The sequence below is a fragment of the Belliella calami genome (assembly GCF_022549695.1).
GTDB classification, from domain to species: Bacteria; Bacteroidota; Bacteroidia; order Cytophagales; family Cyclobacteriaceae; genus Belliella; species Belliella calami.
Map to the genome: position 1 here is coordinate 39,068 of NZ_JAKZGS010000006.1, position 19,519 is coordinate 58,586.

Annotated in this window: 21 protein-coding genes; 5 read left to right on the forward strand and 16 right to left on the reverse strand. The window is 36.1% G+C overall.

The window, feature by feature from the left end; genetic code table 11:
• Window positions 1-136: 136 nt before the first annotated feature.
• The 9 genes from MM236_RS09215 to MM236_RS09255 form a co-directional block, all read right to left on the reverse strand.
• Window positions 137-514: a DoxX family protein gene (locus tag MM236_RS09215; protein WP_241274682.1), complete on the reverse strand. Its 378-nt coding sequence runs from the start codon at window positions 512-514 to the stop codon at window positions 137-139.
• Window positions 515-525: 11 nt separating this feature from the next.
• A complete protein-coding gene (locus MM236_RS09220; RefSeq protein ID WP_241274683.1) occupies window positions 526-936 on the reverse strand; it encodes a VOC family protein in 411 nt (136 codons plus the stop codon).
• Window positions 937-1,052: 116 nt separating this feature from the next.
• A complete protein-coding gene (locus MM236_RS09225) occupies window positions 1,053-1,469 on the reverse strand; it encodes an SRPBCC family protein (protein WP_241274684.1) in 417 nt (138 codons plus the stop codon).
• 206 nt (window positions 1,470-1,675) lie between these two features.
• Entirely contained in the window at window positions 1,676-2,107 is a 432-nt protein-coding gene (locus MM236_RS09230) for a VOC family protein (RefSeq protein WP_241274685.1), read from the reverse strand.
• A gap of 11 nt (window positions 2,108-2,118) precedes the next feature.
• Window positions 2,119-2,985 carry an SRPBCC family protein gene (locus MM236_RS09235; RefSeq protein WP_241274686.1) on the reverse strand — a complete coding sequence of 289 codons (867 nt, stop codon included), beginning with the start codon at window positions 2,983-2,985 and terminating at the stop codon, window positions 2,119-2,121.
• 326 nt (window positions 2,986-3,311) lie between these two features.
• Window positions 3,312-4,376: a hypothetical protein gene (locus MM236_RS09240; RefSeq protein ID WP_241274687.1), complete on the reverse strand. Its 1,065-nt coding sequence runs from the start codon at window positions 4,374-4,376 to the stop codon at window positions 3,312-3,314.
• A 2-nt stretch (window positions 4,377-4,378) separates the two neighbouring features.
• On the reverse strand, window positions 4,379-5,707 hold the full coding sequence (locus MM236_RS09245; protein ID WP_241274688.1) for a DNA cytosine methyltransferase: 1,329 nt from the start codon (window positions 5,705-5,707) through the stop codon (window positions 4,379-4,381).
• A gap of 36 nt (window positions 5,708-5,743) precedes the next feature.
• Window positions 5,744-6,052, reverse strand: coding sequence for a helix-turn-helix domain-containing protein (locus MM236_RS09250; protein ID WP_241274689.1), 309 nt, complete (start codon window positions 6,050-6,052; stop codon window positions 5,744-5,746).
• A gap of 141 nt (window positions 6,053-6,193) precedes the next feature.
• Window positions 6,194-7,168 (reverse strand): GlxA family transcriptional regulator, encoded by a 975-nt coding sequence (locus MM236_RS09255; RefSeq protein WP_241274690.1) that lies wholly within the window; start codon window positions 7,166-7,168, stop codon window positions 6,194-6,196.
• A gap of 123 nt (window positions 7,169-7,291) precedes the next feature.
• Between MM236_RS09255 and MM236_RS09260 the strand changes: the two genes are divergently transcribed.
• Entirely contained in the window at window positions 7,292-7,525 is a 234-nt protein-coding gene (locus tag MM236_RS09260) for a hypothetical protein (protein WP_241274691.1), read from the forward strand.
• On the opposite strand, the gene MM236_RS09265 is transcribed toward MM236_RS09260, so the two are convergent.
• From MM236_RS09265 to MM236_RS09275, 3 genes are all read right to left on the reverse strand, one after another.
• Entirely contained in the window at window positions 7,522-8,943 is a 1,422-nt protein-coding gene (locus MM236_RS09265; protein ID WP_241274692.1) for a sigma-54-dependent transcriptional regulator, read from the reverse strand. The genes MM236_RS09260 and MM236_RS09265 overlap by 4 nt on opposite strands.
• Window positions 8,944-8,965: 22 nt before the next feature.
• Window positions 8,966-9,316, reverse strand: coding sequence for a response regulator (locus MM236_RS09270; RefSeq protein ID WP_241274693.1), 351 nt, complete (start codon window positions 9,314-9,316; stop codon window positions 8,966-8,968).
• Window positions 9,317-9,479: 163 nt separating this feature from the next.
• On the reverse strand, window positions 9,480-9,632 hold the full coding sequence (locus MM236_RS09275) for a lmo0937 family membrane protein (RefSeq protein WP_241274694.1): 153 nt from the start codon (window positions 9,630-9,632) through the stop codon (window positions 9,480-9,482).
• A gap of 184 nt (window positions 9,633-9,816) precedes the next feature.
• Here MM236_RS09275 and MM236_RS09280 point away from each other — a divergent pair, with 184 nt between their 5' ends.
• The 3 genes from MM236_RS09280 (at window position 9,817) to MM236_RS09290 (ending at window position 13,419) form a co-directional block, all read left to right on the forward strand.
• Window positions 9,817-11,232, forward strand: coding sequence for a sensor histidine kinase (locus tag MM236_RS09280; RefSeq protein ID WP_241274695.1), 1,416 nt, complete (start codon window positions 9,817-9,819; stop codon window positions 11,230-11,232).
• A 156-nt stretch (window positions 11,233-11,388) separates the two neighbouring features.
• Window positions 11,389-11,832 carry a response regulator gene (locus MM236_RS09285; RefSeq protein ID WP_241274696.1) on the forward strand — a complete coding sequence of 148 codons (444 nt, stop codon included), beginning with the start codon at window positions 11,389-11,391 and terminating at the stop codon, window positions 11,830-11,832.
• A gap of 144 nt (window positions 11,833-11,976) precedes the next feature.
• Complete coding sequence (locus MM236_RS09290) at window positions 11,977-13,419, forward strand: hybrid sensor histidine kinase/response regulator (protein ID WP_241274697.1); 1,443 nt, start codon at window positions 11,977-11,979, stop codon at window positions 13,417-13,419.
• Between the two features lie 182 nt (window positions 13,420-13,601).
• On the opposite strand, the gene MM236_RS09295 is transcribed toward MM236_RS09290, so the two are convergent.
• Window positions 13,602-14,126: a hypothetical protein gene (locus MM236_RS09295; RefSeq protein ID WP_241274698.1), complete on the reverse strand. Its 525-nt coding sequence runs from the start codon at window positions 14,124-14,126 to the stop codon at window positions 13,602-13,604.
• A 508-nt stretch (window positions 14,127-14,634) separates the two neighbouring features.
• On the opposite strand from MM236_RS09295, the gene MM236_RS09300 reads away from it, so the two are divergent.
• On the forward strand, window positions 14,635-14,826 hold the full coding sequence (locus MM236_RS09300; protein WP_241274699.1) for a CsbD family protein: 192 nt from the start codon (window positions 14,635-14,637) through the stop codon (window positions 14,824-14,826).
• Between the two features lie 170 nt (window positions 14,827-14,996).
• Here MM236_RS09300 and MM236_RS09305 read toward each other — a convergent pair whose 3' ends face one another.
• The 3 genes from MM236_RS09305 to sbnA are packed head-to-tail and all read right to left on the reverse strand — an operon-like array spanning window position 14,997 to window position 19,297.
• Window positions 14,997-16,451 (reverse strand): type III PLP-dependent enzyme domain-containing protein, encoded by a 1,455-nt coding sequence (locus MM236_RS09305; protein ID WP_241274700.1) that lies wholly within the window; start codon window positions 16,449-16,451, stop codon window positions 14,997-14,999.
• Window positions 16,369-18,282, reverse strand: a complete 1,914-nt coding sequence (locus MM236_RS09310; protein WP_241274701.1) for an FAD/NAD(P)-binding protein — start codon at window positions 18,280-18,282, stop codon at window positions 16,369-16,371. Before MM236_RS09310 ends, MM236_RS09305 begins: the two co-directional genes overlap by 83 nt.
• On the reverse strand, window positions 18,251-19,297 hold the full coding sequence (gene sbnA, locus MM236_RS09315) for a 2,3-diaminopropionate biosynthesis protein SbnA (protein ID WP_241274702.1): 1,047 nt from the start codon (window positions 19,295-19,297) through the stop codon (window positions 18,251-18,253). The genes MM236_RS09310 and sbnA overlap by 32 nt, the downstream gene beginning before the upstream one ends.
• Between the last annotated feature and the right edge of the window lie 222 nt (window positions 19,298-19,519).

Here is a 19,519-nt window from a genome sequence, read left to right on the forward strand (position 1 = left end):
TTGTTCCTTTCCGTACAAAATGTTCGATTTATGGTTTTTGATGAACCAATCTAGCAAATTATACTATAAATCTATGGAGTCTGGGTAATAATTTCGACTTACAAAAAGAGATGAAATAACATTACTGCAAAGCTATCTAACCCAATAAGTTTAAGTATTTCTTCCTGTATTCAAAAATTATCCAAAGGTTGATAAGCAACAAAACCAAAGCCATGATCAGTCCTGAAGGTGCGTTAAATATATGTGTAAGTACTATTCCTACCATGATAGGGAAAATCACTATCGCTCCCAAAGCTCTTGTCTTTGGCAAGATAAACAGTGCTCCACCGATAATTTCAACTACAGCTATCAATGGCATCAACCAGCCAATAACAGTAAATGCCTCCATTAATTTTAACATGTCTTCTGGTAAGTCCTCTGGCATAGGCATGTAATTGAAGAACTTGTTTAGGCCTGAGTTGATAAACAATAAGCCAAACAATAGGCAAACAACAAATGTGATTTTGCTTTTCATAAGTTAACAAATTAAGGATTTGGAATTAGGCTAGGGTCTGTAAACATCACTTCCCACTGATGTCCATCAAGGTCTGAGAAAGAGTCATAATACATCCACTCATGATCTGAACTATCCTTGTATCTAGTGGCTCCATTTTCAATGGCTAGTTTCACGATATTATCAACTTCTTCCCTACTTTCCACTTCTATCGCTGTCAATACTTGTGTTGTAGAGCCATCTGCTATTGGTCTATTCGTGAATGTCCCAAAAAATTCATGAGTTATCAGCATGGCATAAATTAGCCCCTCGTTGAGGACTAGGCACAATGCTTTATCATCTGAAAACTGCTCGTCGAATGAAAACCCAAGGTTTGTCCAAAATTCCTTGGTTTTGTCAATATCTTTGATTGGTAGATTGACGTAAATTGATTTTACTTTCATACTGCTATTTTTTTTAATTGATTATTGTTGAAAGTCTTTATTAATAATATATGGTTATCCGCTACCTTGCCAGTAATGAAGTAAGCAAACCATCATGTTGGGGGTAATCTTATTTTTTAAATTTTTTGATCTGCAAATTCGTTTTCACAATGATCTTTTAGACGTTTTAAAAACATGGCCCAATTGTATCCACACCAACGAAAATAGTCTGTCTTCTCCTTCCAATTGTAGTGTTTAAGCACAATTTTAGTATTGCTCTGTTCTTGGGAAATTTCGAAAGAAACAAAAGTCCCTATCCATTCCTCATCCGAATCAATACATTCCCAAACCACTTTTTTACCCTCTTCCAATTCGGTGATTTTCATTTTAGTCAGGTAACCTTCGTCGAAGTCAAATTCATTGACAAAACCTACTTCTTGTTTTACCTTCAATTTTTTAGTCCAGACAGTGGCTAATCCTTCTTCTTTGGTAATTGCTTCGTAAACTATAAGTGAAGCAGCCTTGATATAATTGATTTGCTCTATGCTTTCCATTGAATAAATAGTGGTGTGTTTTTGATATATTACCCAAAAAAAATTGGTTCTTTCAGAGAAGTGCTTTGAGCTCCAGGAAAAATGTCTTTTGGTAAGACTTAGATTAAAATCTGAAAGGGCTTTACTTCAATGCATTTTTGATGCTTTTTGGTTGCTTTGCCTGTCAGACGCCATATTTTTCCTATACTACTAAGTTTTATTTACTTTCATGAGGGACAATGAAACATCCACTGAATCCCAAATTTATCCGTACAACTACCGAAGTAATCCCCCCAAAACATGTCTTGAAGCTCCATGGTGATTTTTCCATCTTCGGCAAGTGAATTGAAGTATTTTTGAACTTCTTCTTTACTATCCAAATGTAAGCTGATATGGGAATTGTTACCAATATTTACAATCATCCCCATAGATGAAGGGCAATCAGAACCCATCAAAAGATGTCCTCCCACTATTGGAAGGGTCATGTTCATGATAAGATTTTTGTCCTCTTCTGAAGCAGGGGGAAATTCATCGGATGGAGGCATATCACCATATCTGTGTATCCCCTCTATGAAATCTGTACCAAATACTGCCTTGTAAAAATTGAATGCTGCTTCGGTTTCCCTAGCGAAATTGAGATAAGTGCTAACTGTTGCCATTTTTCCGGTATTTATTGTTCATATAAAGATTTTAAAATTTCCAATGCTTTGGGCCAAGCTTCTTCAAAGTATTCCTTATGCTCCAAATTGGAATCAAGCTTCACTTTTAATGTCGTTTGATTATTTTGACTTTCGAATTGATATTCTTCTATAGCTCCAATCCAGCCAATTACTTCAGGACCATCTAATATTTCTTTCCCTTTATCGAAAATACCGTAATGCTCAATACTTACTATTTCGTTGGGGATTAACTTTTTGATCCTTGATACCATACCTCCTTCATTACCCTTCTCATCGAGTCCAAGAAAAATCATTTTCTCGCCTTCTTCCCATTTCCCTCTGTAAAATGAACTTGGATGAAATGCTGAAGTCCATTTCCTGTATGTTTCATCAGCAAGCATAGTATCATATACTTTTTCGACTGCTGCATTTATATTTATCTGAAAATTTAACAGCTCCATTTTAGTCAGACTTTCTGTATAACTTTTGAAGTTGTTCAGAATAGCCTGCCAGCCATTTTTCTGCATTTCAGAAGAGTTTTCTTGTTCGGCTTCAAACTTCTCTGTCACTAATACATGATCTTCATGCTGTTCGAAATTCACCCATACTTTCCTAGTATCTCCAAGGGTATATGCAATAGATTCACTTTCGTTGATTTCATCGAATATCCCATGAAAATCAAACTCCATGGATCCGTCTTTGGCTGCCATCTTGTAATTGAACTTGCCTCCTGGGACAAGATCAATTTCTGCACTTGGGCAGTGCCAAGTATCACTTGCAAAATTCCAATTGACTATGTGGATAGGCAGTGTCCATGCCCTCCAAACTTGGAACATTGGTGCATAGACTTTTGAACTGATATTAATTAAGGTCTGCATTGGGTCTAAGTGTTTAAATTCTAAATTATGAATATCCGCTTTCAAACCAATACCCATTTTTAATTAGGTACAAACTTTGAATTCAGCTGCTGTCGACTGTCATCCTTCGACGATTATCCGCTTGATCCAATTGTTTTATTTACCTTATGGTGTAATTTCGGATAATCAAATTCTAAATAATACAATACAAATTTATAAAATATAAAAACCGTTATATCATGTTGAAAACGACAGAAAAAAGGGGAATTGCGACAAATTTTTTTAGCCTTTGGAAAAAAATCTGATTTTTATTTTATTTGGCTAACAATCATTAAACCTTATGTTCATCACTTTAAAATTAAATAAGAAAGTATTTGCCTAATATTTAAGTGTTTTGAGTCATCCATTTTTAATGAGTGATGACTCACCAAATTTATCCAATCAAATATTTTGGTATCTTCTGTTGTTTTAAAACCCCAGTAATCTGAAAGTTCGATTTCAGAAGTCTGCATAACTTCTGATGAAATAGACTGAACATTTTCCAACAAATTCAAAAATATTCTTGGTACCTTTTCATAATAATTGTCATTTATCTTTAAACTTCCTTTCCCGCCCGCTGTAAACAAGTCTCGAACATTTGGACAAACAACAGCTTCTCGGGTTACAAGCCAAATAGCAAAGCGTCCAAATTTGTCGCTTTTGTTACTAAAAAGTTCTGGAAAATAAGCCATTGCTCGATTTTTAAGTTCTTGTTTTTCCTTTAGAGACAGATTGTTCCAAATTCTTATCACAATATTACTTGGTTTACTATTGCCATCAGCATCCATCCACCAAAGTTCTTCCCCAGGTTTTAACTTGCTTTTATAATATTCAACTATCGGTCTTATTGGATTATCCTTTTTTCTTAAAATATCATAAGGCACTTCAATCTTATCAAAAATAGTTTTACCAACTTCCAAATTCATATCAATCAAATAACGTGGAGAATGTGTCACAACAACTTCCGACAAAACATCTTCATAAGGTCTACATCGAAACTCTATAGGACTTGCAAGCTTAGCAAAAAGCATGAAAATTCTTTCTATATTTTCAACTCTTGTTCCTTCCAAAACACTATTCCCAGTCGTTCTCCAATGGTTTTGGGTTGTGGTTTTCACCTCTATACCATAATAATTTTTAGCAATTATATCAGGGAATTTTTGGCCTCCAATTAACTCTATTGAATTTTCAAATGGCGTTCCAATTGCTATTTCGGTCATTAAATCCTTTACATAAGGTTCTAACTGCCTTCCTATAAGGGTCGCTACTTTTTCGGTTGATTTTTTTGCGTGAAGGTTAAGTTCTGAAATTGTTGATTGAAGCAACAAATCAAATTCCTTTCTATCTGGGTCTGAGTTAACTGAAACTATCATAGTTATTCTTTAAAATACAAATCCCAAATATCCTCTAATCTCTTGGCTATATTGTACGCCAATAGTGGTGGAACAGCATTTCCAATAATTTTATAAGCTTGGGAAGGACTTACTAGAAAGGAACCTTTTCGTCCATTTTTCTTTTCGATAACAAAATCATAATCAGGAGGAAATGTTTGGATTAATGCACACTCTCTCACAGTTAGCCTTCTTTCAACTAACCCTTTATTCAATTCAATATTAATTTTACCTCCATTTTCTTTTGATAGTCTTCGGAACTCGATGTTTCCATGATGTTCAGACCTAATGGTTGGAGCAATACCAGATAGTTTTATTTCCGTTTGTCCTTGGCAATGCCTACCCATAAATTTTGCCTTTGAATAATGTCGTTGGGACAAGTCCTTTGCTTCTTCTGGCTCTTCTAAATGCTTAAACACCTCCTTAAGCTGAACATACTGTTTGAGATTTTCACCCTCAGCTTTAAACGCATGTGTAGGGCTTGGATAAGGATTATAAAGTTCTGATAATTTTCCATTTTCAATTTCGAAAAGTGTTTTCTTATTTAAAGCCGATTTTTTTATCCCGATAAAAATAACTCTTTCTCTTGATTGAGGGACACCAAAGTCTGCAGAATGCAAAACTTGAGGATCTAGAACAATATAACCGTTTCCGTTTGCAGAAGAAAAATCACTTTGAATAATTGACTTTACATCCCCCAAGTTAACAAGCCCTTTCACATTCTCAGCGATGAAGATCTTTGGCTGTGTAATCCCAATCACCTCTTTCATCCACATGTATAACTGCCCACGAGTTTCTACTGAAGCTGTTTTATCATTTATCAGTTCGCCACTATGACTTTTATGTGAATAAAATCCTTTTCTTTTACCTGCAATGCTAAAATCTTGGCAGGGAAAACCTCCAGTAACTACATCAACATTTTTTGGAAAAACATTAACCCCATTTTGATACATCTTAACTAGATCAACGATACTTTCTTGATAAAACCCTTCGGCACTATGCCCTCGTTTCGAAAAAAAATTGACCCAAGCATTCCTTGCATCTGATAAAATATCATTAGCAAAGACAGTTTGAAACCTAGTCTTTTTTAGTTGAACAAAGCCATTTTTTAAACTCTTCTCAATAAAATGAGGTGTTAAATTTTCATTAATTGAACTCTGTAAAACTGAGAAGCCACCTTCAAAACCCAAATCCATTCCTCCACAACCTGAAAAGAGTGATAAAACATTTAACGTTTCTTTCTTTTCACCCTTTGATACTTTTAAAAAAGTTTTTGGGGAATATAAAATATCCAGCTGTGGTTCTTCTACCAAGTTTATTTCTATTCCATTGTTATCAGTTCGCATAGTTTAGATTTTCACAAGATTTGACTTCAAGTACTTTACTTTCTGTTCAGCTGCTTTTAACACTTTGTCCGCACAATCTTCATTTGCTATTTCATAAGCAATTTTTTCACTGATAAATTGAACCAATAAATCTTCTTTATCAAACTCAAGGACTTCCGCAAGTTTTAAAATAATGTCCTTGTTAGTCTTCCGCTCATTTCTCTCTATTTTGCTTAAAATAGCTTGATCAATATTAAGATAAGATGCCACTTGCCTAAGCAGCAAGCCCATACTTTCTCTTTTCGCTCTTATTTTTTGACCAACAGTCTCCATAGAAGTAATTTTCTTGACATAATTTGTCAAATATAATTTGTCAAATTGTTATACACAAATAGTCAACCAATAAGTTCATGTGCGAATATTTGCTTTTTCATCAAATCACCATTAAATTCCTACTTTATCAAAAGCACTTTCCTACCTTTCCAAAACCCCATACTTGTATCGATAGTCCACCGGTGAGATACCCGAATATTTTTTGAAAACATCTCTAAATGATTTGGAATCTGCATAGCCAACATCATACATGACTTCGCTGACGGTTTTTCTGGTTTTTTCCAAGTCCCGTTTGGCTGCCTCTACCCTCACTCTTTGGATATACTCAACCAATGTATTGCTTGTGGCTTGTTTGAACCTTCTCTCCATAGTCCGTCGGACCATATTGAATTTGCTACACAATTCATCCACATTGATCTTTTCCTGAAAATTCTTCTCAACATAGACTTGAATATCTTTCACCGCTTTATCAGCATGATCTTTTTGACCTGTGAAAATGATAAACTCAGATTGGGAATTTCTACCCATATCTATTTGAAATATCTTCGAACAGTAGATAGCCGCTTCCCTATCTATAAATTTCTCTATCAGATACAATATCAAATTTGCTGAAGAAAATGCTCCCCCACCAGTATATATCCCATCATCATCTGTCATCAGGCTATCTGGTGCCAAGTCTGTTTTTGGAAATAATTTCCTGAATTGATCTGTCGCTTTCCAGTGGGTCACACATTTTTTTCCATTCAACAAACCCGTGCTTCCCAAAATAAATGCTCCCAAACATAAAGAAACCACTTCAGAACCTCCTGTGTATTGGCGGCTGATCCAATCAAAAAAACCTTGATTTGCGATGATTCCCTCTTGCAAATCAAATTGTACCGGAGGAATGATTATCAGGTCCGTTTTTGAAACTTGGTCGATGGTTTTGTCAGGTTTGATGGTATATAGGCCGTTATTGAGCTTTACTTCCGGCTCTACTCCAACCAATTCTACTTTGAATACCTCAGGTTTCCCTTTCATTCTCAAATATTCGTTTGCTTCAAGTAGGCCATGCCGGGCATTTTCCATGCTCCCCAAGTTGACATGGTTTAAAAGTAGGATGGAAACATGTTTCATAATACAAAATTCACGTTTATCAATGTCGCAATCAACCTCAGAAAATGTCGTGATTGCATATTAAAGTTAAACTTTTCTATTGATAATTTTGTAATGACGCTTTAATCTTCAAAAAAAGAAAAAATGGTAGAAGTTTTTTGTACGAATATTCAGGATTCTACTGTGGCAAGTAAAATCCTGAATGAAATCGAGGGGAAATTCCCTGGTTTGAAAGTAAATTTTGATTTGGAAGATTGTGATAAGATCCTCAGAATAGAATTTTCAATGGATTTTGAGCCGAAAGAAGTTATCGAGTTCGTAAGCCATCGTGGACATACCATCTATGCACTTGAAGATATTATTTACCCAATCTGCTAGATATTGTGAAGCTTGATTTTGTTGAAGAGCGTTTTTCTATCTATCCCCAATTGCTTTGCTACTTTTGTCTTGTTATAGTTATTTTCCAAAAGTGCTTTTTTGATTGCATCTGCTTCGGCTTGTGCTGCGATCTCTTTTAGATCGACCAATTCCTCTTGTTTCTGAACAATCGGTTGGGATGAATTAGAAGGATTTTGTGATGGTTCACCTTGAAAATTAAACTTATTGGCATGTACAATTTCATGTGGAATTGCACTGATTTCTACATTGTCTCCATCTGTCAAGAGAAGGGATCTTCTGATAATATTTCTCATTTCCCTCAAGTTGCCAGGCCATTCATATTTCATAAACAACTCACTGACTTCTTTTGAAAAACCTTTCACATCTTTTTTCAACTCTATATTTGCAGCACTCAAAAAATGCTCTGCAAAGAGCATGATGTCTTTTCCCCTCTCGCGCAATGCAGGAACATTGATTGTGAATTCATTGAACCTGTAGAATAGATCTTCTCTAAATTTTCCTTTGCTGACAGAATCTTTAAGGTTTTCATTTGATGCCACGATAATTCGAACATCAATTGTTTTGTCGTTGACCCCTCCTATTCTTCTAAGCTTCTTTTCTTGTACCAATCTCAGCAAACCTATTTGGATATCGTAAGAAAGGTTGGCTATTTCATCCAAAAATATCGTACCGCCATCAGCAATTTCGAATTGTCCCTGCTTTGCAGTCTGTGCACCTGTAAATGCGCCTTTTTCATGACCCCACAATTCACTTCCAGCCAAATCCCTAGTAAGTGCACCACAATCTATCGGAACGAAAGGTTTGTCTTTTCTCTCGCTCAAATTGTGTATAGTTCTAGCAATATTTTCCTTTCCCGCTCCACTTTCTCCGTAAATGATCACGCTGAAATTCGTAGGTGCAACCAAACTAACTTCCTTTAGCAGGCTTTTTGAAGCCTCTCCTTTACCCCAAATATATTCATCAGTATCTAACTGTGGGGTTTCAGAGGTTTTAAGCTTTTTCTTTTCCAAATTCTCTTCCGTCACTGGAATTAAAGTTGGCGTATTCATGGCCCTGTCAATAAGACTTAAAATTTCATCTGGAATCAAAGGTTTGACCACATAATCAAACGCTCCTTTTTTCATTACTTCTACAGCCACACGGACATCCGAATAGCCAGTAATGATAGCCAATTTTGTTTCTGGTGAGATTTTTTTTACTTCTTGTAGAATATCAGGCCCTTCTATATCCCTTAATTTGAAATCGCATAGGATCAAATCAAAGCTTTGTGATTTCACTAGTTCAATACCATTTTTACCGCTTAGGGTAGTTTCTACTTGGTGACCTTTAGTGGTCAAAAACCTCTTGAGGAGGTTACAAATATCAAGATTATCGTCTATTACTAATATGTTGGCCATAGTATAATGCGGGTGATTTTTTTCAATTAATCAACAAGTCAATTTCATCAAAGGAAAAAGGCTTACTCAAAAAAGCCAATGCACCTTTTGATTTCGCTTCGTCTCTCATTATCTTCTGGTCAAAAGCACTCATCATGATCACATTTAACTCAGGCTGAATGCTTTTGAGGTTTGGCAAAGAGTCTAGCCCATTTCCATCAGGGAGATTAACATCTAAAAATAAGAAATCTGGGGCTATATTTTGCAGTTGGGACTTACCGTCTGTCAAATTTACCGCAGTATGCACTTCAAATCCTTTTCTTTTCAAAAACCGGGATAACAAATTCAAAATCCCTACTTCATCATCTATAATCAAAACGCTTCTTTTTCCCATTTTCTCTATGATATTGAAATCCCCTTGTAAATCCCTGTTTGAAGAATTTTTGACCAGTTATGATAGTATATTAAACATAAACCAAAAGACAAAGCTATTGTCTTTTGGCTTATATACTAAATTTTGGTTGTCAGTGTTCAGTTTTTATTTAGCACAAAAGATATTACACCCTTCGTCCTGAAATTATTCTAAACAATATTGAGATAACGGCTAATACCAATAAGATGTGGATCAAACCACCTACACTGTAAACGAACGCACCAAAGATCCATCCGATTATTAAAATTACCGCGATTATGTACAATAGATTTCCCATTTTTTTAATATTTTAAATTTAAATAATATTTTAAATAAATATTTCCAAACTTTGTGCCTTAATAGGATTTAGTGCATTGTGACGTCAAATGGTGCATTTTCTGTACAAGATGAGTTTAATCACTGAGATTACGGGGAAAAAGAACCCCGAAACGCGTACCAAAAACTGAAATAAAAAGCCCGACATGTCCAAAATCAAATCATTTTCAATCCTTACCCTGATACTCATCATTATAAGTGGTGCTATTTCTCTTTACACTATCTTTAGAGTCAAGCACCTCAACAATGCGAATAGCTTAACGAGCCAAATGGTGGACTACACCAATGACATACACATCATGTCTTTGGAAAATGAAATCGCTATCCTAAGTTATGCGACTACTTATGACTCGATCTTTTTGGATAGTATCAATATGATACAAGGAAATATTTCAAAAAAACTGGATACGCTTAGGGAATTCAACAATTCTCTTGGCTATAATACTGACTTGCTAAACAGTCTTGAAAGCAGTATCAAAGAGCGAAATGAGGTTTTTGAAAAATCCCACAGGGAAAATTTGGATTATGACAGTTTCCTCCAAAATGTAAGAGAAAATCGATACAAAAACTTCTTGAAGTTTGGACAAAGAATCAAAGGTTTAAATCACCTTATTTTGGATGAACAGCAAGCATCGTTCAACCAAAAAGAAAGGGGGCTATTAAATAACCTCAATATCCTCACATTCATAGTATTGGCCGTCACAGGAATATCAATCCTTGCAGTAATCATCAGTTTCAAAGCATTCTATGCTTACAAAAAAGAACAGGAAGAATCCTCAAGGCAACTGGCTGATTACAAGGAACAGCTGGAAAATCAAGTCAGCCAATTGAACATCACAAACAAAGAACTGGAGCAATTTGCCTATGTAGCTTCACATGATCTCCAAGAACCATTGAGAAAAATCACTTCCTTCAATGACTTACTCCAAGAACAGTACAGCGAAGACTTGGAAGGTGATGGAAAGCTTTATCTTGACAGAATAGCTTTTGCAGCCAACAGAATGCGGAAATTAATCACAGACCTTTTGGAATATAGCCGTGCAGGAAGACAGAAAGAAGAAGAGGTCATCTTGGATTTGGAAGAAGTAGTAAATGAAGTCGTCGATGACCTATATGTAATAGTCAAAGAAAAAAAAGCTGTCATAGAAATAGATCAACTCCCCAAAATACTCGGGACATATATTGACTGGAGGACAGTATTCCAAAATCTAATCAGCAATGCCATCAAGTTCGCAAAAAAAGACACTCCACCTCATATTCTAATAAGCTCCAAAGTTGCAGATGAAGCTTTGATAAAAACAAAAATCAATGAACCTGACATGGAAATTGACTACTTCCATTTGACAATTAGTGATAATGGTATTGGTTTCAACCCCGAATATGCAGAAAAAATCTTCATCATATTCCAACGTTTATTTGGTAAAGATATCTATGAAGGGACCGGAATAGGATTGGCAATATGTAAAAAAATATTTGAGAAAATGGGTGGAATTATTTATGCAGAGTCAATTGAGGGTGAAGGGGCAACTTTTCACATGATTTTCCCAGATTATCAAAAATAAGCTTTGTAGTAAAACTTACCTGCAAAAGATAAATTTTTTAAGTTAAAATACAATCCATTTAATATTATAATTTAAAGTTAAAATTTATAATAAGCTTAATTAAGGAAAATTTTAATTAACTTCGTCACAGACGAACAGTTTAAGACCCCAACACAAATGAAAAATGAAAAAATAATGAACATATTGGTAGCTGAAGATGACATTGATGACAGACTTCTAATTACCAAAGCTTTCAAAGAATCTTTTGACAAAGCCAATCTAATTTGTGTTGAAAATGGGGAAATCCTATTATCATATCTACGAAGAGAAGGAAAGTACCAAGACCAAAACAAATACCCTGTTCCCAACCTTATTCTATTGGATTTGAATATGCCAAAGAAAGACGGTAGAGAAGCTTTGGTTGAAATCAAATCTGACGAGAATTTCAAAACAATCCCTGTAATTATATTTACAACCTCTCAACTTGAGGATGATATCAAAGCCACCTATACGAGTGGAACCAATAGCTATATCACCAAACCTGGCACTTTTGATGGGTTACTGTCAGTTGGCAAAGAGTTACAGACTTATTGGGGGAAAACAGTTTTGTTACCCAACTAAGTTTTAAGCTAGAAATATTTTAATCAACCCACGCACTATTTACTAATCGACTAATATCTAGTTACGATTATCCGCATGATTTTATTGGAAAATTCAACTCCTGGTATCATCGCGGATAACCAAATTAAACTATTACCGATGCCAATGAAAGACAGTAAGAAAACAGTATTATTTGTAGATGATGATCCTGAGGATTTTTTCTTAATTGAAATGATGCTCAGGAGCTATAAAATGATAAATTTTGAACTTACTCATGCCAAGAACTTCAAAGAAGCGGAAGAAAAGCTTTCACAAAATTTTGATGCATATCTTGTAGATTACAGACTTGGCTCTGAATCGGGGATAGAAGTACTTGGACTTATCAAGCGAAAATCCAAACATGCTCCTGTCATTATTTTGACAGGCATGGAAAATGGGCAAGTTGACAACCAAGCTATGGAGTTTGGTGCTGCAGATTATCTAGTCAAAGGGGCTTTTGATGGCCAAATGCTCGGAAGAACCATCCGCTATGCCATCCGAGATGCCGAATTGCACGAGAGTCTGGAAATTGCCGGAAGGAAGTTCAAAAATATTTTTGAAAGATCTGCTGATCCAATCATCCTCATCAACGAGGATTCCCTTATAATGGATTTCAATCCTTCCTTTGTTCAGAAATTTGGGTACAATCCCGAGGAATCGGATTTTCATGCCCTTTATTTCACTGATCTTTTGGTGGATAAGAAGGACAAAACATTTCTAAAAAACAATCTGAATTCGAACTTTGGTGTACTTGATTTTGAAGCAAAAATCAAAGTCAATAAGAATCAAAACATAGTAGCCCTGCTGAGTATTGTGATGAATGAGTCAAACAAGGGCTTATTCCAAATCATGATCAAAGATCTCACTGAGTTTAAAATCAGAAATGAGGAACTGTTTAACCTGAGAAGATTTTCTTCTACAGGCAGGATTGCAAGGATCTTGGCTCATGAAGTAAAGAATCCATTGACTACAATTCTCCTTTCTGCAGAACAACTTGGTTATGAACTCCCAAAAGAAGTCAAAGAAGAAAGTGGCGATTTGATCGAGTCTATCAAAAAGAATTGTTCACGAATCAATCAATTGATTACCGAACTTCTGGAATCTACGCGATTCACTGAGCTGAAATCAGAAAGATATTCTTTGAATAAGTTGGTAGATGAAGCATTGGAGGAAGTAGAAGGAAGAATAAATCTCAAATGCATAGAATTGATCAAAGATCTCGATCCCGATGTAGGAAATGTAAACCTTGATGTGGAAAAAGTGAAAATCGCCTTTGTGAATATCTTGGTGAATGCGGTAGAAGCGATGGATGGTAAAAAAGGTCTCTTGGAAGTCAAAACTTGCATCAAATCCAACAAGTGTATCGTAGAAATCTCTGACAATGGAGCCGGAATCCCTCAGGAAAACCTTGATCGTTTATTCGAACCTTTCTATACCAGCAAACCAACAGGCTCTGGACTTGGGCTTACCAATACCCAAAACATCATTTTTAGTCATGGCGGATCTATCAGAGTGCAAAGTAAAGAAGGTGTCGGCACGACATTTTACATATCTCTAGATTGCGGGTGATTTTAATCAACTCGTAAACTGGTTCTTAGTACCTAGATGAAGTCCAACTGATAGTATAATTATAATGTAATCATAATTTTAAATAGCTACTTGAAAATTGCGGCTTGTATTTAAAATTAACAAAAAAGGTTATCCATAAATGGATAACCTTTTTTGTGGTATAAAAATTTAAAAGTGATAATTTAGTCTTGCAAATCAAGCTTGATCTTTTGGTACCTTGTCTGGATATCGCTACCTAGCTTATCGGCATTTTTCTCTAACCAATCCCAACTCTCTTTCGCTCCTTCTTCGATATCGGCAGCTGTCCTTTTAGCTCCTTTTTCGGCTTTGGAAGTATTCTGCTCCCACCACGTTTCTACATTGGTCATATGCATTTCCGCATCCGCTTCCCACTTTGCTGTTTTGTCATTGGCTTCAACTTTAGCTTCTTCATATTCTCTTTCCAATTCTCTCCAGTCCTCTTTGGCTTCCTCGCTTGCATCTGCGTATGCCATCTCAACATTACTTACCAATTGCGTGTACCTACGGTCTAGCGTTGCCCAATTGTGATTGGCTTCTCTTTCTACTGCAGTTTCAACACTGTCCACAAAACTTTCTAGATTTTTGATACTTTCAGTTTGTTCCTCTGTATTACCTTTAGGTTCACAAGAAACTACCAGGAATAAACCCATTCCCATTCCTAATAAAATTGCTTTAGTACGTTCCATAATTAAGTATTGTTTTGTTTAATATTGTTTCTTTTTCTTCAAACAATAACAAACCTGATTCCAATAAAATAATTTTCAAATCAAGGGATACAAATAACATGTAAAAATCTGATTATCAATACACTAAGCACAATACACATAAAATACCCGCAAAATTTTTCAGTGAGCCAATCGGTGAGAAAATTCCACATTCATAGGAATACCTACCCCATTATAGACAACTAATGTTGTAATATTTAAATTAAAAATTATGAATGTTATATTTAATACAATTCTATTGCAAAAGATTTTGAAAAACCTATTTTTAATCATTTTTTGGAAACCATTTCCCCAATACATGGTCTTAAATCCACATAGCTACTGCATTAAAATGTAGTACAGATGAGATTATAAATAAAAACCTTCATTTTTGGTCAAATTGAAACGATTTTCAATATTCCATATGAAATGGTACGGATTGTGAAATAATACTTTTAAATAAATTACTAACCAACTAAATTATTTAACTATGAGCGCTTTAGAAGATAAAATGAAAGGCAATTGGAATGAGATTAAAGGTAAACTCAAACAAAAATATGGCGAATTAACCGATGATGATTTGATTTACGCAGAAGGTAAATCTGATGAAGTCCTTGGAAAGATTCAGAAAAAAACTGGAAAAACGAAAGAGGAAGTAAAAGGTTTTATCGACTCTTTATAATCCTTGTAGTCTCCGATCTTATTAGTAAAAACCCGGTTTAAAACCGGGTTTTTCTGTTTGTGCCCAAATTTGATTTTCACATTGAAACAAAAAATTCTTTTTTCAATAATTTTTACTGCTGTCTTTTAATGAATTAGGTACTGGAAACAATGAATTCACTCATTCATTGTTCAGAACGCTCCTTTTTCACCCACCTCTTTCGACAATTCAAAATCCCCATCTAGGGTAACCTTCCAAGAATCACTTTTCTCCACCACCAAATTTTTGGCAAGATCAAAAAGGTGTGCTTCACTTTCGTAAAAATGCATCATGTATCCAGCTGTATTTACAAAGCAAACCAAATCACCAACTTGCGGATGTTGATTCAGGGAAATTTTTCTTTTCAGCAGAAGTTCTTGCTCCAAGCAATAAGCCCCTACGAAATAGACCTCACAAGGGGAATTTTCAATAGTATTCTGTGGAAGGAAAATTGGATCTAGGAGAAAATCAGCACTGGAACTGAACATCTGAGTTCTATTCATCTCAAGCCCCACCAAAAGTCTTCCATGGGAATCCTTCTTTCGAAAAGCAACTTTGGCGATGGTAATCCCACATTGATCCAGCAATGACCTACCTGGCTCAAGCCTAATTTCAATATCACGCACTATCAAATGGTCGGCTAAACTCATTCCTCCCTTATCCGATCCCAAAATTTTACCTATGAATTTTTCCTGATTCAAACCATTAAAATATGGGTAAACTTTTGGCTCACCCTTCAGCTCTCCATCCACATTGACCATTCCCAAAAGATCTTTTTGGAATGTTATCTCAGGATTTTCAGACTTGACACTTTTTCTCAAAGCTTGGTGAAATGTTTCCCATTCCTCAGAAGAAGTTAAATAATTCATCAAAATCCCTCCTCCAATATCTATAAATGAGGTTTCAAACCCCGATTTTTTTAGAATATCGGCTACATCTATTGTTTGAGACAAGGCATCAGCTCGCTGTTCTGTGCTGTATCCATTCAAATGAAAATGTAAACCATGATATTTGAAATGTTTGAATTTGCCGGATTCAGAAAGATTTTCAGAAATGAATGATACGATTTGATCTATATCAAAACCAAATCGGGAATATAACTTTTCTCCATTATGCGAAAATCCACTTATTCGGAAACCAACTTTTAGCGACTTGTCCGTTTCCCCCAAAATTTGATTCAAAAGTTCGCACTCATCCAAATTATCCAAAACTACAGGAATCTGATGCTCGACTACATAACTCAGAAGTGCCCTGTTTTTTACAGCAGCAGTCACAGTGATTCTTTCTGGATCCAAACCGACCTCAATGCACTCCTTGATTTCGTTCAGACTAGCTGTGTCTACGCCAAATCCATATTCTTTTGATGCCCAAACAAAGCTCTTGCATTTGTTGGCTTTTCTGGCAAAAAATACGCTGTTTTTGACTCCATATTGATTAAAAACCTGATCAAACCTTTTGAAATTCAGTTTGAAAGACTCCAAATTCAGGAGATTGATTGGTGAGCCATATTGCTCAATCCATTTATTAGGAAGATTCAGTTCTCCGGTGATGTCCTTGATCCAAGGTTGGGTTATTGGTGTCAGTTTTGGTAAGGTTGAAGTTGACATAATTATCAATAATTTGTTTTGTCCAAGGTGAAAGAAAGTTATTGTTTGACCTAGAAAGGCTTTCATTGTCTAGCGTCCAGCCTTCAGTAGGAGTTCCATACATGCAAATATGCTTTTGTTGCAACAATCTGCCATCAGTACCAATTTCCAAGCATCCAGTTTGGTATTCTCCATTGGTGAAAAATCCCACACCCATTTCCTTGACTAGATTTCTGATGTATTCTGGCTGAGATGCCAAGCCTACAGATTTGGGTATTCTAGCATCGATCAATGCACTGATGATTTTCGAATGAGGAATCTTTTGATTACTCAATTTAGCATAGAGATACTGATTTTGGATAGAAACTTTTGGATTGGCTGCCAAGTCAAAATTCAAAATCCCTACTTCAGATAAAGCGAGGATTTTTTCCATGTTTTCCTTCGGCGGACCGTAAGCCACTCGCTGGAATTTACCAAAATAGTTTTGGTCAAAATATCGCTGACTTTCCCCAGTCATTCTCCCAAAAGAGTAGATTCGGTTGAAAATCGGATAAATCTCTCTCCACAAAGAGGACATTAAAATTTTAGCATGGTGAAGTTTGCAAAATCGCTCCGGAAAGATCGTTTCATGTAAATAATCAACAACCCCTAGATGTTGATTATCTATCGGTAAATTTGGTGACAAAAATGTTTCCAAATCAAAGGAGTCAAAATCAGGATAAAATTCAATAATCCAAGATTCCAGCTCTTCCAAAGTCTTTCCAGACCAGTCGGATAGTCCATTTTCCCAACTCAATAGTTTGTATATATACTGATACCTGTACTCTTGTTGTAGCAGAGGAAGTAACTGACTTTGAAAATCGAGTTTAGCGTCGGTTTCCAGTAATTCTCTTACAGCTTTTTCTGTGAAAAATCTCAAAGAAAAATCATCCCCTCGCAAATCTTCATGGCGGGCAATCATTGGTAAACCTGTTCTAGAAAAGGCCAAAATCTCATGTGGCCCTCTTCCCGAAGACCTATATATCAACTTTCCATTGCATCTTTTGAAGCAGCCACCTTTACCCTCAGTCATTGTCAACACTGCATCTACAAACGTCAAACCCATTCCTTTTACCGCAACTGTCAGCCCTGCAAAATTCTGTTCGCGAAGATCTTGAATCGGATAGACTGATTGTAGAATAATCGGTGGACATAGGTTTAGGCTGTTAATAGGACTTTGCACTTTCACCTTCTCTTCGAAACTATAGGAATGTCCTGTGCAGCATATCACTTCAGAGAAAAAACACTTCATACCACCCTTTGTGTTTATCAGTACATTGTCTGATTCTTGGGAAATAGAATTTACCTCATCCATGATCAAATGCAACCTGATATTAGAGGGAAGTGCTTCGATGACCCTACTCAAACAAAATTGGAGATAAATTCCCGTCAAAGACCTTGAACAATAATCTGAAGGATCAACTTCCACCTCAGAATTCAATTTGAACCTTTGAAGAAAAGTCAAAAGATCTGGTCTGTCATTGACTAACTGATCATCTTCCTTTGTCCAGAAGTCAACTTTTCCGAGATGATAGTTCATCAGAAGAAAATCAGGTTGCTCCGTTTGGTAATTTGGTCCTGATGCAAAATCGGGCGTTTTGTTAAAGCAAACGATATCTAAAGGTTTACCAGGACAGTTCCTCTCCCACCTACTCGCCAGGCGTTCTATGGAATAAGCTCCTTTTGGGCCTCCACCAACAATTGCAACACGGAAATTGGATTCCGGAAGATAATCATTGTTTGCAAAAACAGCCAAAACAGCCCTATTTTGGCTCCTGATATCAATTATATTGCTTGAGTTCCACAGCTTCATCTACATTTCTGTTTATCAGTTCCAAGATTTCAATTCCCAAAGTTTCCTTGATCCAAGCATCAGAATAGATCGTATCCAAATACCTTTCCCCTCTATCACAAATGATGATTACAGCTTTTTCATTTGGTTTCATTTCTAGCTTTTCTACAGCTGAGACCAGGGCTCCTGTCGATCCACCCGCCAGGATAGCTTCGTGTTTCAAGAGCTTTTTGCAACCTATTATACTCTCCCATTCTTTCATCCACATGGGTGATTGCAACAAATCTTCTTTCAACAAAGTAGAAGTCTTGGATGCCCCAAATCCTGGAATAACTCTTTTTTCAGGTTTTCCCCCAAAAATAACGCTACCAAAAGCATCAACAGGGATGATTTTCATTCTTTTTGAAAATTGATCATTGTATTCAGCGAATCCCATTAGGGTACCGCATGTACTTGTAGCAGCCAAAATATAATCAGGGCAACCGCCTAATTGGTTGACGATTTCCTCCGCTGTTTGATGGTGGGTCAGTGGGTTGAGTGGGTTTTCATATTGTTGTGTCCAGAATGCGTTTTGATTTTCCTTCAAAATCTCCTGAACTCGATTGATCCTCGTCCCTAGGTATGAACCAGACTCATCAGCCTGCTCCACCATTTCAATATTTGCTCCGTAGGCAGTCAATAATTTCAAGGTTTGCATATTGATATATGGATCCACAACCAATTTCAATTTCAAACCATGGAAAAGGCAAATTTGAGCGAGTCCAACCCCCATATTTCCAGAAGTGCTCTCGACAATCAGCGTTTCATGGTTTATTATACCAAGCTTAAGGGATTCTTCTACAATGAATTTTGCAGTCCTGTCCTTTATACTTCCGGCAGGGTTCATCAACTCCAATTTTCCGTACACTTGCTTATCTGGAAAAAGCTTCGCCAACCGAAGAAGTCCAGTATTCCCAATCAAGGAAGTAATTCCTTGATCTTGTTGATCACTATAAATTTGATGATCCAAAATTCTATTTTCTGAGGAAAGTATCATTGGCTAGATTGGTTTTTATTTTGTGGTTAAATGTTTGTGGTTATCCATTTTCATGCACGTAGCCAAACAATGGATTGCTGGATGAACAATTTGTGGCTCTGTTGCCTATGGACTATTTTCTACGCCACGGCGTACAAGTCGATGAGGAATATCCCTAATTTTCAAAGCGACTTCTTAGGTTACTTGCAACATTGTGGATACTCATACTACTGTTTGTGGTTA

Coding starts and splice junctions, on each gene's coding strand:
- MM236_RS09225 (WP_241274684.1), bottom strand. CDS start 1,469: ATGGAAAGCATAGAGCAAATCAATTATATCAAGGCTGCTTCACTTATA.
- MM236_RS09310 (WP_241274701.1), bottom strand. CDS start 18,282: ATGAAGCTGTGGAACTCAAGCAATATAATTGATATCAGGAGCCAAAAT.
- MM236_RS09220 (WP_241274683.1), bottom strand. CDS start 936: ATGAAAGTAAAATCAATTTACGTCAATCTACCAATCAAAGATATTGAC.
- MM236_RS09235 (WP_241274686.1), bottom strand. CDS start 2,985: ATGCAGACCTTAATTAATATCAGTTCAAAAGTCTATGCACCAATGTTC.
- MM236_RS09240 (WP_241274687.1), bottom strand. CDS start 4,376: ATGATAGTTTCAGTTAACTCAGACCCAGATAGAAAGGAATTTGATTTG.
- MM236_RS09270 (WP_241274693.1), bottom strand. CDS start 9,316: ATGGGAAAAAGAAGCGTTTTGATTATAGATGATGAAGTAGGGATTTTG.
- MM236_RS09255 (WP_241274690.1), bottom strand. CDS start 7,168: ATGAAACATGTTTCCATCCTACTTTTAAACCATGTCAACTTGGGGAGC.
- MM236_RS09250 (WP_241274689.1), bottom strand. CDS start 6,052: ATGGAGACTGTTGGTCAAAAAATAAGAGCGAAAAGAGAAAGTATGGGC.
- MM236_RS09295 (WP_241274698.1), bottom strand. CDS start 14,126: ATGGAACGTACTAAAGCAATTTTATTAGGAATGGGAATGGGTTTATTC.
- MM236_RS09230 (WP_241274685.1), bottom strand. CDS start 2,107: ATGGCAACAGTTAGCACTTATCTCAATTTCGCTAGGGAAACCGAAGCA.
- MM236_RS09285 (WP_241274696.1), top strand. CDS start 11,389: ATGAAAAATGAAAAAATAATGAACATATTGGTAGCTGAAGATGACATT.
- sbnA (WP_241274702.1), bottom strand. CDS start 19,297: ATGATACTTTCCTCAGAAAATAGAATTTTGGATCATCAAATTTATAGT.
- MM236_RS09215 (WP_241274682.1), bottom strand. CDS start 514: ATGAAAAGCAAAATCACATTTGTTGTTTGCCTATTGTTTGGCTTATTG.
- MM236_RS09280 (WP_241274695.1), top strand. CDS start 9,817: ATGTCCAAAATCAAATCATTTTCAATCCTTACCCTGATACTCATCATT.
- MM236_RS09260 (WP_241274691.1), top strand. CDS start 7,292: ATGGTAGAAGTTTTTTGTACGAATATTCAGGATTCTACTGTGGCAAGT.
- MM236_RS09290 (WP_241274697.1), top strand. CDS start 11,977: ATGAAAGACAGTAAGAAAACAGTATTATTTGTAGATGATGATCCTGAG.
- MM236_RS09265 (WP_241274692.1), bottom strand. CDS start 8,943: ATGGCCAACATATTAGTAATAGACGATAATCTTGATATTTGTAACCTC.
- MM236_RS09305 (WP_241274700.1), bottom strand. CDS start 16,451: ATGTCAACTTCAACCTTACCAAAACTGACACCAATAACCCAACCTTGG.
- MM236_RS09300 (WP_241274699.1), top strand. CDS start 14,635: ATGAGCGCTTTAGAAGATAAAATGAAAGGCAATTGGAATGAGATTAAA.
- MM236_RS09275 (WP_241274694.1), bottom strand. CDS start 9,632: ATGGGAAATCTATTGTACATAATCGCGGTAATTTTAATAATCGGATGG.